Raw genomic sequence first — 11,950 nt, 5'->3', positions numbered from 1 at the left:
GAGTGTTTCATATGATAAAACGAACGTTAAAGCAAATCGAGCAAATGGTAAATGGAACAGGCTTAGCAGAGAAATATTTTGATATGACTGCGCAAGGTGTTTCAATTGATACACGGAAAATTGAAAAAGGGAATGTATATGTGCCGATTCAAGGTGAACGTTTCGATGGTCATTCATTTGTAGAGAAAGCGATAGAGAGCGGTGCTGTAGCTACACTTTGGAAAAGAGATGTACAAAATCCACCGACGAATATGCCAGTTATCTTTGTAGAAGATACATTGGAAGCATTGCAAATGTTAGCTAAAAACTATCGTGATCAATTGAATGTAAAAGTTATTGGGGTAACAGGAAGTAATGGTAAGACATCTACAAAAGATATTGTGACAAGTCTTCTTGCGACTAAATTTAAAGTCCAAAAAACAGAAGGTAATTTTAACAATCATATTGGCCTACCTCTTACGATTTTGAATTTGGAAGAGGATACAGAAATTGCTGTTTTAGAAATGGGAATGTCTAGTAGAGGAGAAATTGAATTTTTATCTAAGCTAGCTCGTCCGAATGCAGCGATTATTACAAACATTGGAGAAGCTCATTTGATGGATTTAGGCTCTCGAGATGCAATTGCAGAAGCGAAGCTTGAGATTGTTACTGGATTACAAGAAGGTGGAGTATTTGTATATAACGGGGATGAGCCTTTATTAACAAATCGTGTACCGAAAATGAATTTAGCGGTAGATACGATTACATTTGGCGATGCTAGAGCGAATGATTATTTTCCAACTTCTGTGACATTACAAGCAACTGGAACGCATTTTACAATGAACCGAGATGAAAATGTATTGTTCTATTTGCCCGTTCTTGGGAAGCATAATGTATATAATGCACTTGCATCAATGGCAATTGCGAAATACTTTGGTGTGACATGGGAAGAAATGAAACAAGGTCTAGTGACGCTTCAAATGACAGGAATGCGTATGGAAGTTGTAAAAACAAATAGCGGATTAACAATTATTAATGACGCGTACAATGCAAGTCCAACTGCAATGGAAGCTGCTTTTCATTTAATGAACGGTTTAGATGGATTTGCTAAAAAGATTGTTGTTCTTGGTGATATGTTAGAACTTGGAGATCAAGAAGTACAATTTCATTATGAGGTAGGTAAGCTCATTGATCCTGCACGAATTTCTTATGTATTCACATATGGTAGATTAGGGGCTCAAATTGCTGAAGGAGCAAAAATTAATTTTCCAAATGAACGTGTGAAGGCGTATGATAATAAGGAAGAATTAGTAAAAGATCTAAAAGCTGTCGTAAATATGGAAGACGTAGTGTTGGTGAAAGCATCTCGTGGTATGAAAATGGAAGAAATCATTACAATGTTGAAATAATTGGTGTATATAAATAGGAATGTTCATCACGAAAATAGCGGAAACTTATAATAAGCGCTTACAGTGAAGATTAAAAAGAGAAAGTGAAGAAAAAAGCCCTATATTATGAAATAAGGTAACAGTTGGGGTTTGCTTTTTACACATACAAAACTTATAATTGATAAAGTGTAATAACGTTTAGAAGTATTTTCGTGACGAATATACGCCCGTTTATATACGTGAGCATTCAGGAAAAGGGCTTTTCCGCAAACACGGAAAAAGCCTTTTTTTAAATGATAAGTACTAGGATAAGAAAAGGAGAAGTAACATTGACAACATTTCGAGAATTAGGATTAAGCGATTCTTTACTGCAATCTGTTGAAAAAATGGGCTTTGAAGAGGCTACGCCAATTCAAGCTGAAACAATTCCACATGCATTGCAAGGTAAAGACATTATTGGGCAAGCGCAAACAGGTACAGGGAAAACAGCTGCATTCGGATTACCACTATTAGAAAAAGTGGATACAAATAAAGAAATGGTTCAAGGGATTGTTATCGCACCAACACGTGAATTAGCAATTCAAGTAGGTGAAGAACTTTACAAAATTGGTCAACATAAGCGCGTTCGTATTTTACCAATCTATGGTGGCCAAGATATTAACCGTCAAATTCGTGCACTAAAAAAACGTCCACACATTATTGTTGGTACGCCAGGACGTATTTTAGATCATATCAATCGTAAAACACTTCGTTTACAAAATGTAGAAACAGTTGTTCTTGATGAAGCGGATGAAATGCTAAACATGGGCTTTATTGAAGATATTGAGGCGATTTTAACAGATGTGCCAGAAACGCATCAAACGCTATTATTCTCAGCGACAATGCCAGAGCCAATTCGTCGCATTGCTGAACGTTTCATGACTGAGCCTCAGCATATTAAAGTAAAAGCAAAAGAAGTAACAATGCCAAATATCCAGCAGTTCTATTTAGAAGTACAAGAAAAGAAAAAATTTGACGTATTAACACGTTTATTAGATATTCAATCTCCAGAACTTGCAATCGTATTCGGTCGTACAAAGCGCCGTGTTGATGAATTATCAGAAGCATTAAACTTACGTGGTTATGCAGCGGAAGGTATTCATGGTGATTTAACACAAGCGAAACGTATGTCTGTACTTCGTAAATTTAAAGAAGGTTCTATTGAAGTTCTTGTTGCAACAGATGTAGCAGCACGTGGTCTTGATATTTCAGGTGTAACGCACGTATACAACTTCGATATTCCACAAGATCCAGAATCATACGTTCACCGTATTGGCCGTACGGGACGTGCTGGTAAAACAGGTCTTGCGATGTTATTTGTAACACCGCGTGAAATGGGACAATTGAAAAATATCGAGCGTACAACAAAGCGTAAAATGGATCGTATGAAAGCACCAACGCTTGATGAAGCATTAGAAGGACAACAACGTCTCATTGCGGAAAAACTACAAAGCACAATTGAAAATGATAATTTATCATACTACAAGCGTATTGCAGAAGAAATGTTAGAAGAAAATGATTCTGTAGCGGTTGTAGCAGCTGCTTTAAAAATGATGACAAAAGAGCCGGATACAACGCCAATCTCTTTAACATCAGAACCGCCTGTAGTTTCGCGTGGTTCTAAGAAACGAAGCGGTGGATACCGTGATGGTAACCGTAACCGTAGTCGTGACCGTGATGGACGTAATCGCGATCGCAATCGTGACGGTAATCGCAACCGTGGTCGTAAAGGCGAAGGCCGCTCTGGATCTTCAAATGGACGCGGCGAAAGAAAACATCATAGCCGTAAGCCACAAGCTTAATAAAAAGAGGGTGATTTTTGAATCATCCTCTTTTTGTGCATATATGATGCTATAGTGAGAGCTTTTCCATCTTATAAGTTCTACATCAATGTTTATTTTGTAAAAAAGGTGCCCCAATACCCCCGATTAAGAGGCCGGTTAAATGGCTGATAGGATTGGAAGAAGAATGAAAGAAAGTAAAGAGAAGAAGGATAAATAGAATTGAAAAAAATAACATGAGTTCCTTTCCATTTATATCACGATAGCGGCTGTAAAAAATGAAAAGTTGTACGCCGAGTAGACCGAATATGCTACCTGATGCCCCGGCATGGGTATATGTAAGGGACATAACGAGGTAAGAGAGAATATTACCGCTAATACCAGTGGTGAAAAAAATAATAGAAAAAGCGATACTGCCTAAGTATTTTTCAATTGAAAGGCCGAGAATAAGTAAACAAATCATATTTGAAAGAAAATGCTGGAAGTCGACGTGAAGAAAAAGGGAAGTTATAAATCGCCACCATTCTCCTTTTGATATGGATTCATTGTAGGCGGCTAAAGTAGAGAAGAAAAAATGTCCTAATAGCATCATAAGAACTTGTAAGAAGAGTAAAGAGAAGGTGACGGGTTGTGAACTGATTCGTATATATGGCAATATCCTTGGCATTTTATAATCCCACCTTTTGCATCGAAAAGATTCTCTGTTATTCTTACAATATGAATGAAGAGAGAGAAATAGAAGAAGGGGATTGTTAGAATGATTCTAGGTATTGGGATAGACATTATTGAGTTAAATCGAATTGAAAAGATGATAAATGGAAAATTGCATTTTATGGAACGAATTTTGACTGAAACAGAACGCGACGTCGCTGCTAAGTTAAAGGGGAAGCGTCTTGTAGAATTTGTAGCCGGAAGATTTGCAGCAAAAGAGGCGTATTCTAAAGCTATTGGAACGGGTATTGGAAAAGAAGTGAGTTTTTTAGATATTGAAATAAAAAATGATCCAAAAGGGAAACCAGTACTTTTCACAAATACGGAATATATTGTCCATCTATCAATTAGCCATAGTAGAGAATTCGCAGTTGCTCAAGTTGTTTTAGAAAGCTCGTCATGCTAGTCTGCATATTTTGAAACTTTGTCTCATATATTTGAGGTAGCGATAGGGAAGAAATATCTTCCATTTATTTATGGGGCAAAGGGGCTGAAATGATGAAAAGGCAGCTATTTTTAGTGATTGTCGGTTTATTGACCGTTTTTGTGCTAGCGGGTTGCATGGAGAAGAAACAGGAAGATGTCGTGCGGGATTTAGAAGCGAAAGTGAAAGGGATGAAGAGCTACCAGGCTGAAGCGACATTGTCTATTAAGACAGGGAATGAACCGCAAGAGTACAAAGTAGAAGTTTGGCACAAAGAGCCTGCTTATTATCGTGTGAATTTGAAAAATGCGAAGAAAGATCAAAGTCAAATTATTTTAAGAAATAATGAAGGTGTATTTGTGTTAACACCATCTCTTAATAAAAGTTTTCGCTTCCAAAGTGATTGGCCACAAAATAGTAGTCAAGCTTATTTATATGAGTCGCTTGTAAGAGACATCTTAAAGGATAAGAAGAATCTCTCATTTAAAAAGACCGATAAATACTATGTATTTAAGACAAAAACGAATTATCATCATCAAAACATGTTGCCGCAGCAGGAAATAAAATTGAATAAGAGTGATTTAACACCTGTTTCAGTAAAACTAATGGATAACGATCAAAATGTTCTTGTGAAAGTCGACTTCTCAAAGGTGAAATTTGATGCGAAATTTGATAAAGGTGCTTTTGATATGAAACAAAATATGTCAAGAGCACAAATGGATGTACAAACAACCGTGAAAGAAGATAAGTCATTTGCTATTTTATATCCGCGCGATACCCCACAAGGTGTTGTTTTAAAAGAAGAGAAAGAGTTAAAGACAGACAGTGGCAAGCGTGCGATTCTCACATACACTGGAGATAAGAAATCCTTTACTTTAATACAAGAAAAGGCAAAAGTTGCGGAGGCTTCGTCGCCAATTCATGTAAGTGGAGAGTTAGTTGACCTAGGCTTTACAATTGGCGCGTTAACAAAGGACTCTTTAACATGGTCTCATAACGGAGTGGAATATATGCTTGTGTCTAAAGGTTTAAAACAAGAAGAGTTGTTAATGGTTGCTCGTTCTGTTACAGAAAAGCAGGTGAAATGACCTTTTTTAGACGTGGTGATATATACACCACGTCTTTTTCTTGCTTCAAGGAATGGATTTCATGAAAAGTTGCATATAAAAGAATAAGCTTCGTATATCTTATATAAGGAAGTGTGTTTTTTTATGGAAGAATTATCGTTTTACCGTGATACGTGGGTTGAAGTAGACTTGGATGCAATTTATAACAATGTTATGCGCATGAAAGAATTAATCCGAGATGATGTAGAGATTTTTGCTGTAGTAAAAGGGAATGCGTATGGACATGACTATGTACCAGTAGCCAAAACGGCACTAGAGGCCGGAGCGACAAGATTGGCAGTTGCGTTTTTAGATGAAGCTTTGATCCTTCGGCGTGCAGGTATTACAGCACCTATTTTAGTATTAGGTCCCTCAGCGCCACGTGATGTAAATGTAGCTGCGGAACATGATGTTACATTAACTGTGTTTCAAAAAGAATGGGTGGAAGAAGCGATAAAACTTTGGAATAGTCCAGTTCCAATGAAATTTCATCTTAACTTTGATAGTGGTATGGGGCGAATTGGAATTCGTGAGTACGGGGAATTAGAAAGGTTTTTACGAAGTTTAGAAAATGCTCCATTTCTAGAGTTTGAAGGAGTTTATACACATTTTGCAACAGCGGACGAAGTAGAGACATCGTACTTTGACAAACAATACAATACATTTTTAAAGCAAATGAGTTGGTTGGAAAAGCTTGGCGTCAGTCCAAAGCTTGTTCATACAGCAAATAGTGCAGCTACTTTGCGATTCCATGGAATTACATTTAATGCTGTTCGGATTGGAATTGCAATGTATGGGTTAACACCATCTATGGAAATAAGCCCTTTTTTACCAATAAAATTAGAACCTGCCCTTTCTCTTCATTCAACTATTGCGCATATAAAGCAAGTTATGAAAGGAGATGGGGTTAGCTATGGTGTTACGTACCGGACGAGGACGGAGGAGTGGATTGCTACTATACCGATTGGTTATGCGGATGGCTGGCTTAGAAGATTACAAGGATTTAAAGTGCTTGTAAATGGAAAGCGAGTTCCGATTGTAGGTAGAGTTACAATGGACCAGTTGATGTTACGTCTTCCTTGTAAAGTTCCTCTTGGTACAAAAGTCACACTTATTGGCAAACAAGGGAGTGAATATATTCGTGCAGCAGACGTTGCGGAGTACACAAATACGATTCATTATGAGATTATAACAACGATTAGTTTTCGTGTACCACGTATATTCATTCGAAATGGGAAAGTAGTAGAAGTAATCAACTATTTGAATGATATATAAAAGAAGTATTTAAGATGAGCTCGTAGGCATAAAGGTATTATATGATGTTGAAATTAGAAAAGGAAAAAATAAAAGAGAATGAATGTTTTGTTTGTGAATAGGAAAACATAAGCAAGGAATAAGGAAGTCTTTGCAACAGGCTCCATACAATGGTATTATTACAATAGGTGTCATATATATTTGAGTGTGTAGTTGACGGTGGAGGTGTATTTTTGTGTCCGAATCAAGTGTAACTACTGAAATCGTGGTTCGGTTGCCAAAGCAAATGGTGACGGAATTGGACGGGATTGGAAAACAAGAGAATAAGAATCGCCATGAACTAATTTGCCAGGCAACACAACTGTTATTGCGTCAACATAAGACGAAAAAACGCTACCAACATGAATCAATGCGACGTGGGTACATTGAAATGGGAAAAATTAATCTTGGTATTGCATCTGAAGCTTTCTTAGCAGAGTATGAAGCAGCTCATACAGTAGAACGCTTAGTAAGCGGGGGGTAATATTTTGATTGTAAAACGCGGCGACGTGTATTTTGCAGACCTTTCCCCAGTTGTTGGTTCTGAGCAAGGAGGCGTTCGTCCGGTTCTTGTCATTCAAAATGACATCGGAAATCGTTTTAGTCCGACTGTGATTGTAGCAGCGATTACTGCACAGATTCAGAAAGCAAAATTGCCCACGCATGTGGAGATTGATGCGAAGAAGTACGGATTTGAGAGGGATTCTGTGATCTTGCTCGAGCAGATTCGAACAATCGATAAGCAACGCTTAACGGACAAAATCACACATTTAGATGAAGTGATGATGATTCGTGTAGATGAGGCTTTACAAATTAGTTTAGGACTAATAGATTTTTAAATCGGCAGTTTAAGTTGCTCTTTGTAGGGGCAACTTTTTTTATTAGAGGAGGTTTCGATTGTATATGGAAATGGTAGATAATCGTCAAGTGTTAATGAAAATGTTAGTAAAAGAATTAGGCTTTACTGAAAAACAAATTCGTCATGTGATTCAATTAACAGAAGAGGGTAACACAGTTCCATTTATTGCTCGTTACCGAAAAGAATGGACAGGTTCTTTAGATGAAGTGCAGATTCGGGCAATCTTAGATAGATGGCAGTATGTCATGCAACTGGAAGATCGAAAAGAAGAAGTGATTCGTCTAATCGATGAAAAGGGTAAATTGACAGCAGAGTTGCGTCAACAGATTGTTGCTGCAACAAAATTGCAGGAAGTAGAGGACTTATACCGTCCTTATAAAGAAAAGAGAAGAACAAAAGCAACGATAGCGAAGGAAAAAGGATTAGAGCCGTTAGCGGAATGGTTATTGCTATTTTCAAAAGAGGAGCCTCTATTAAAAGCGAAGTCTTTTATAAATACTGAGAAAAAAGTGGACTCAGCAGAGGACGCATTACAAGGAGCACAGGACATTATTGCCGAAGTGATTTCAGATAACGCTTCCTATCGCACTTGGATTCGAAATATTACTTTTAAAAAAGGGATGATTTCTTCTTCTGTGAAAGATGAAGAAAAAGATGAAAAGAACATATATGAGATGTATTACAGTTATGAAGAACCGATCCAAAAAATTGTACCACATCGTGTGCTAGCTATAAATCGTGGTGAAAAAGAAGCGATATTAAAAGTTTCTATTGTTCCGCCTGTAGAAGAAGTGATTCGTTTTTTACATAAGAAAGTGATTTGTGATGAATCTTCAAAAAGTGCCATGTATGTACAATTAGCGCTTGAAGATGGATATAAACGTTTAATTCAGCCGTCGATTGAAAGGGAAATTCGTAAGGAATTAACAGAAGCAGCAGAAGAGCAAGCGATTCATATTTTTGCTGAGAATTTACGTAACTTATTATTGCAGCCACCTATGAAGGGGAAAGTTGTATTGGCGGTAGACCCTGCATATAGAACAGGTTGTAAATTGGCAGTAGTCGATGATACAGGAAAGGTACTGCATATTGATGTCATTTATCCACATCCACCTGTGAAAAAGTACGATGATGCAAAACAGAAAGTTCTTTCTATTATAAATCAGTATGAAGTACAAATGATTGCAATTGGAAATGGAACAGCTTCAAGGGAAACAGAAGAATTTATTGTGGATGTCTTGCAAGATGTCAAACAAGATGTATTTTACATGATTGTCAATGAGGCGGGAGCTAGTGTATATTCAGCTTCTGACTTAGCACGTGAAGAATTTCCGAATTTACAAGTTGAAGAGAGAAGTGCAGTTTCAATTGGTCGTCGTTTACAAGATCCGCTTGCTGAATTGGTAAAGATAGATCCAAAATCAGTTGGAGTTGGGCAATATCAACATGATGTATCGCAAAAGAAATTGAACGAATCATTAACATTTGTAGTGGAAACAGCTGTTAACCAAGTTGGGGTGAATGTAAATACAGCTTCGGTGTCACTATTACAATATGTATCAGGATTATCAAAAACAGTTGCGAAAAATATTGTTGTGAAACGCGAAGAGAATGGGAAATTTACAAATCGTGCAGAGCTTAAGAATATACCGCGATTAGGTGCGAAAACATATGAACAATGTATCGGTTTCTTACGGATATTAGAAGGGGAAAACCCATTAGATCGAACAAGTATTCACCCTGAACAGTACAAGAATGTTGAATTGTTATTAAACAAAATAGGGTTAGCAATTCAAGATGTAGGAACACCAGAACTACAAAAACATTTAGAAGGAGTAGACGTTTCGGAATTATCTTCAGAAACGAATATCGGTGAACCTACTTTAATGGATATTATAGATGCTTTAATTAGCCCTGAACGAGACTTGCGTGATGAATTACCGAAACCGCTGCTTAAAAAGGGTATTTTGAAACTAGAAGATTTAAAGCGCGGTATGGAATTGGAAGGGACTGTTCGAAACGTTGTCGATTTCGGTGCTTTTATAGATATTGGTGTGAAGCAAGATGGGTTGGTACATATTTCTAAGTTAAGTAAGCAGTTTGTAAAGCATCCATTAGATGTTGTGTCGGTTGGACAAATTGTAAAGGTATGGGTAGACGATGTGGATATGAAAAAGGGACGTGTAGCTTTATCCATGTTGCCTATCGAGTAAGAAAGAAAAGAGAGCAGAAAAGATTGCTCTCTTTTCTTTATGGTAGTTTGCGTGATAAAAAAATAAGTATTCGTTAGGAACGTGGAAGTGCAGTTGAATTTTGACTTGTGTTGCTATAATAAAACCAGCATTCATTTAAAAGTTTAATTTGATACCGGTTTTTTTCAAAATATGCACGCTGCATTTGTTTTCGAAGCCATGTGGGCACGCGTATCCCTCCTTGTTTTATCCTACTCAAATAAGTAGTTTCCTTGTTTACAAAGATGAAAAAGCATATAGATGTGTCGTGTTAGAAACTCCCTATAAGAGTTTAGGGAAGAGACTTCTATTAGTTATCCCGTTATTTTAGGGCAGTAACAGCCCGATTGGTGAAGGTATAATCAGTGGGGATGAAGAAATCCCCTGCTGATTAAAGTTTCATTATTATAGAAGGTCTTTCTTTTGTATGAGGATGGGTATATGTACTATTTAATATATGTATCAAAAGCGAGAAAAGTGTAAATTTATTTTTCGTTTAGGAGGAATAAAGGTGAATGACAAAGAAATTCAAAGACTTGTAGAAGAAATATCATTACGATATTTTGAAAAGCCATTTTTACATAGAGCGACATTTAATATGCGATTACGCACAACAGGCGGGCGATATGTATTAAAAAGCCACAATATAGAACTGAATTATCATTACTACAAATTATATGGGGAAGAAGAATTGATTGGAATCATTAAGCATGAACTATGTCATTATCATTTGCATATTGAAGGAAAAGGATATCAGCATAGGGATCGTGACTTTCGTCAACTATTAGAAAAAGTAGATGCACCTCGATTTTGTAAGAGAATACCTGTATCAAATAAAGGAGAGAGAACGTATGTATATGAATGTACGGATTGTTCATTTCAATATGTGCGCAGGCGTCAAATGAATATAAGAAAATATGTGTGCGGAAGGTGTAAGGGGAAATTAAAACAAATTGAAAAACGCCTTGACAGTTAAAAAGCAATCCAGTATATTATAAACATGTCACGTTTGGACAAAATGTAAAAAACATCTTGACTTACAACGTGAATTTTTATAAGATACAAATTGTCTTTATTCCGCAGTAGCTCAGTGGTAGAGCTATCGGCTGTTAACCGATCGGTCGTAGGTTCGAGTCCTACCTGCGGAGCCATACAGAGAAGTACCCAAGAGGCTCAAGGGGCTCCCCTGCTAAGGGAGTAGGTCGCTAACGCGGCGCGAGGGTTCGAATCCCTTCTTCTCTGCCATTTCTATTGGCCCGTTGGTCAAGTGGTTAAGACACCGCCCTTTCACGGCGGTAACACGGGTTCGAATCCCGTACGGGTCACCACTTTTGGAGGATTAGCTCAGCTGGGAGAGCACCTGCCTTACAAGCAGGGGGTCGGCGGTTCGATCCCGTCATCCTCCACCATATTTCATATAGAAATAAGTAGATTAAGTTTAAATGGTCCCGTGGTGTAGTGGTTAACATGCCTGCCTGTCACGCAGGAGATCGCCGGTTCGACCCCGGTCGGGACCGCCATTTTAACTTCTGCTAGTAGCAGTTGTTTTTTATTGGTTGCTATGATATAATACTTTGCGTCACAAAAAAACATTTTGATGGGCTATAGCCAAGCGGTAAGGCAACGGACTTTGACTCCGTCATGCGCTGGTTCGAATCCAGCTAGCCCAGCCATTTACGAGCCATTAGCTCAGTTGGTAGAGCATCTGACTTTTAATCAGAGGGTCGAAGGTTCGAGTCCTTCATGGCTCACTCTTTTTTATTTCCGCGGGTGTGGCGGAATTGGCAGACGCACCAGACTTAGGATCTGGCGCCTTTGGCGTGGGGGTTCGACTCCCTTCACCCGCATACGCGGTCGTGGCGGAATGGCAGACGCGCTAGGTTGAGGGCCTAGTGGGGGAAACCCCGTGGAGGTTCAAGTCCTCTCGGCCGCACCAAAGAAAAATAAAAAAGTACTTGCAATTGAAAATGTGTTATGGTAAGATAACTAAGTCGCCAAGAGATGGTGATGAAAAAATATTATAAATAAGCGCCCGTAGCTCAATTGGATAGAGCGTTTGACTACGGATCAAGAGGTTAGGGGTTCGACTCCTCTCGGGCGCGCCATTAACGGGAAGTGGCTCAGCTTGGTAGAGCACCT

Annotated in this window: 11 protein-coding genes and 10 tRNA genes; 19 read left to right on the top strand and 2 right to left on the bottom strand. The window is 38.2% G+C overall.

The window, feature by feature from the left end; translation table 11 throughout:
- Positions 1 to 11: 11 nt before the first annotated feature.
- Together MR063_RS15085 and cshA are read left to right on the top strand one after the other, a co-directional pair.
- Positions 12 to 1,388: a UDP-N-acetylmuramoyl-tripeptide--D-alanyl-D-alanine ligase gene (locus MR063_RS15085; protein WP_242199040.1), complete on the top strand. Its 1,377-nt coding sequence runs from the start codon at positions 12 to 14 to the stop codon at positions 1,386 to 1,388.
- A 308-nt stretch (positions 1,389 to 1,696) separates the two neighbouring features.
- Positions 1,697 to 3,208, top strand: coding sequence for a degradosome RNA helicase CshA (gene cshA / locus MR063_RS15080; protein ID WP_277927886.1), 1,512 nt, complete (start codon positions 1,697 to 1,699; stop codon positions 3,206 to 3,208).
- A gap of 85 nt (positions 3,209 to 3,293) precedes the next feature.
- Here cshA and MR063_RS15075 read toward each other — a convergent pair whose 3' ends face one another.
- Complete coding sequence (locus tag MR063_RS15075) at positions 3,294 to 3,854, bottom strand: rhomboid family intramembrane serine protease (protein ID WP_242199035.1); 561 nt, start codon at positions 3,852 to 3,854, stop codon at positions 3,294 to 3,296.
- 90 nt (positions 3,855 to 3,944) lie between these two features.
- Between MR063_RS15075 and acpS the strand changes: the two genes are divergently transcribed.
- The 6 genes from acpS (at position 3,945) to MR063_RS15045 (ending at position 9,793) form a co-directional block, all read left to right on the top strand.
- Positions 3,945 to 4,304: a holo-ACP synthase gene (gene acpS, locus MR063_RS15070; RefSeq protein ID WP_242199033.1), complete on the top strand. Its 360-nt coding sequence runs from the start codon at positions 3,945 to 3,947 to the stop codon at positions 4,302 to 4,304.
- A gap of 155 nt (positions 4,305 to 4,459) precedes the next feature.
- Positions 4,460 to 5,410: a LolA family protein gene (locus tag MR063_RS15065; RefSeq protein WP_242145818.1), complete on the top strand. Its 951-nt coding sequence runs from the start codon at positions 4,460 to 4,462 to the stop codon at positions 5,408 to 5,410.
- 123 nt (positions 5,411 to 5,533) lie between these two features.
- Complete coding sequence (gene alr, locus MR063_RS15060; RefSeq protein ID WP_242199031.1) at positions 5,534 to 6,703, top strand: alanine racemase; 1,170 nt, start codon at positions 5,534 to 5,536, stop codon at positions 6,701 to 6,703.
- Between the two features lie 214 nt (positions 6,704 to 6,917).
- Entirely contained in the window at positions 6,918 to 7,205 is a 288-nt protein-coding gene (locus tag MR063_RS15055; RefSeq protein ID WP_000004570.1) for an antitoxin EndoAI, read from the top strand.
- A 4-nt stretch (positions 7,206 to 7,209) separates the two neighbouring features.
- Positions 7,210 to 7,560, top strand: a complete 351-nt coding sequence (ndoA, locus tag MR063_RS15050; RefSeq protein ID WP_000635963.1) for a type II toxin-antitoxin system endoribonuclease NdoA — start codon at positions 7,210 to 7,212, stop codon at positions 7,558 to 7,560.
- A 64-nt stretch (positions 7,561 to 7,624) separates the two neighbouring features.
- On the top strand, positions 7,625 to 9,793 hold the full coding sequence (locus MR063_RS15045; protein ID WP_242199029.1) for a Tex family protein: 2,169 nt from the start codon (positions 7,625 to 7,627) through the stop codon (positions 9,791 to 9,793).
- Between the two features lie 73 nt (positions 9,794 to 9,866).
- On the opposite strand, the gene cmpA is transcribed toward MR063_RS15045, so the two are convergent.
- Positions 9,867 to 10,001 carry a cortex morphogenetic protein CmpA gene (cmpA, locus tag MR063_RS15040; protein ID WP_087094358.1) on the bottom strand — a complete coding sequence of 45 codons (135 nt, stop codon included), beginning with the start codon at positions 9,999 to 10,001 and terminating at the stop codon, positions 9,867 to 9,869.
- 321 nt (positions 10,002 to 10,322) lie between these two features.
- Here cmpA and MR063_RS15035 point away from each other — a divergent pair, with 321 nt between their 5' ends.
- From MR063_RS15035 to MR063_RS14985, 11 genes are all read left to right on the top strand, one after another.
- Positions 10,323 to 10,787 carry a SprT family protein gene (locus MR063_RS15035; protein ID WP_242199027.1) on the top strand — a complete coding sequence of 155 codons (465 nt, stop codon included), beginning with the start codon at positions 10,323 to 10,325 and terminating at the stop codon, positions 10,785 to 10,787.
- 100 nt (positions 10,788 to 10,887) lie between these two features.
- A tRNA-Asn gene (locus tag MR063_RS15030) sits at positions 10,888 to 10,962 on the top strand.
- Positions 10,963 to 10,965: 3 nt separating this feature from the next.
- Positions 10,966 to 11,056 (top strand) — tRNA-Ser (locus MR063_RS15025).
- 8 nt (positions 11,057 to 11,064) lie between these two features.
- A tRNA-Glu gene (locus MR063_RS15020) sits at positions 11,065 to 11,139 on the top strand.
- A gap of 5 nt (positions 11,140 to 11,144) precedes the next feature.
- Positions 11,145 to 11,220: transfer RNA gene (locus tag MR063_RS15015), tRNA-Val, on the top strand.
- Between the two features lie 35 nt (positions 11,221 to 11,255).
- A tRNA-Asp gene (locus MR063_RS15010) sits at positions 11,256 to 11,331 on the top strand.
- A gap of 78 nt (positions 11,332 to 11,409) precedes the next feature.
- A tRNA-Gln gene (locus MR063_RS15005) sits at positions 11,410 to 11,484 on the top strand.
- Positions 11,485 to 11,489: 5 nt separating this feature from the next.
- A tRNA-Lys gene (locus tag MR063_RS15000) sits at positions 11,490 to 11,562 on the top strand.
- A 15-nt stretch (positions 11,563 to 11,577) separates the two neighbouring features.
- Positions 11,578 to 11,658, top strand: a tRNA-Leu gene (locus MR063_RS14995).
- Between the two features lie 3 nt (positions 11,659 to 11,661).
- Positions 11,662 to 11,747 (top strand) — tRNA-Leu (locus MR063_RS14990).
- A 92-nt stretch (positions 11,748 to 11,839) separates the two neighbouring features.
- Positions 11,840 to 11,916, top strand: a tRNA-Arg gene (locus MR063_RS14985).
- The last annotated feature ends 34 nt before the right edge of the window (positions 11,917 to 11,950 follow it).

The sequence above is a fragment of the Bacillus cereus group sp. BfR-BA-01492 genome (genome assembly GCF_022662815.1).
Taxonomy (GTDB): Bacteria; Bacillota; Bacilli; order Bacillales; family Bacillaceae_G; genus Bacillus_A; species Bacillus_A cereus_BD.
The sequence above is the reverse complement of the archived record's forward strand: the minus strand, read 5'-3'. Positions and strand labels throughout refer to the sequence as shown.

Bases quoted from the DNA above. Each gene is read 5' to 3' on its own strand.
- acpS (WP_242199033.1), top strand. From the start codon at position 3,945: ATGATTCTAGGTATTGGGATAGACATTATTGAGTTAAATCGAATTGAA.
- MR063_RS15045 (WP_242199029.1), top strand. From the start codon at position 7,625: ATGGAAATGGTAGATAATCGTCAAGTGTTAATGAAAATGTTAGTAAAA.
- MR063_RS15065 (WP_242145818.1), top strand. From the start codon at position 4,460: ATGGAGAAGAAACAGGAAGATGTCGTGCGGGATTTAGAAGCGAAAGTG.
- alr (WP_242199031.1), top strand. From the start codon at position 5,534: ATGGAAGAATTATCGTTTTACCGTGATACGTGGGTTGAAGTAGACTTG.
- MR063_RS15075 (WP_242199035.1), bottom strand. From the start codon at position 3,854: ATGCCAAGGATATTGCCATATATACGAATCAGTTCACAACCCGTCACC.
- MR063_RS15085 (WP_242199040.1), top strand. From the start codon at position 12: ATGATAAAACGAACGTTAAAGCAAATCGAGCAAATGGTAAATGGAACA.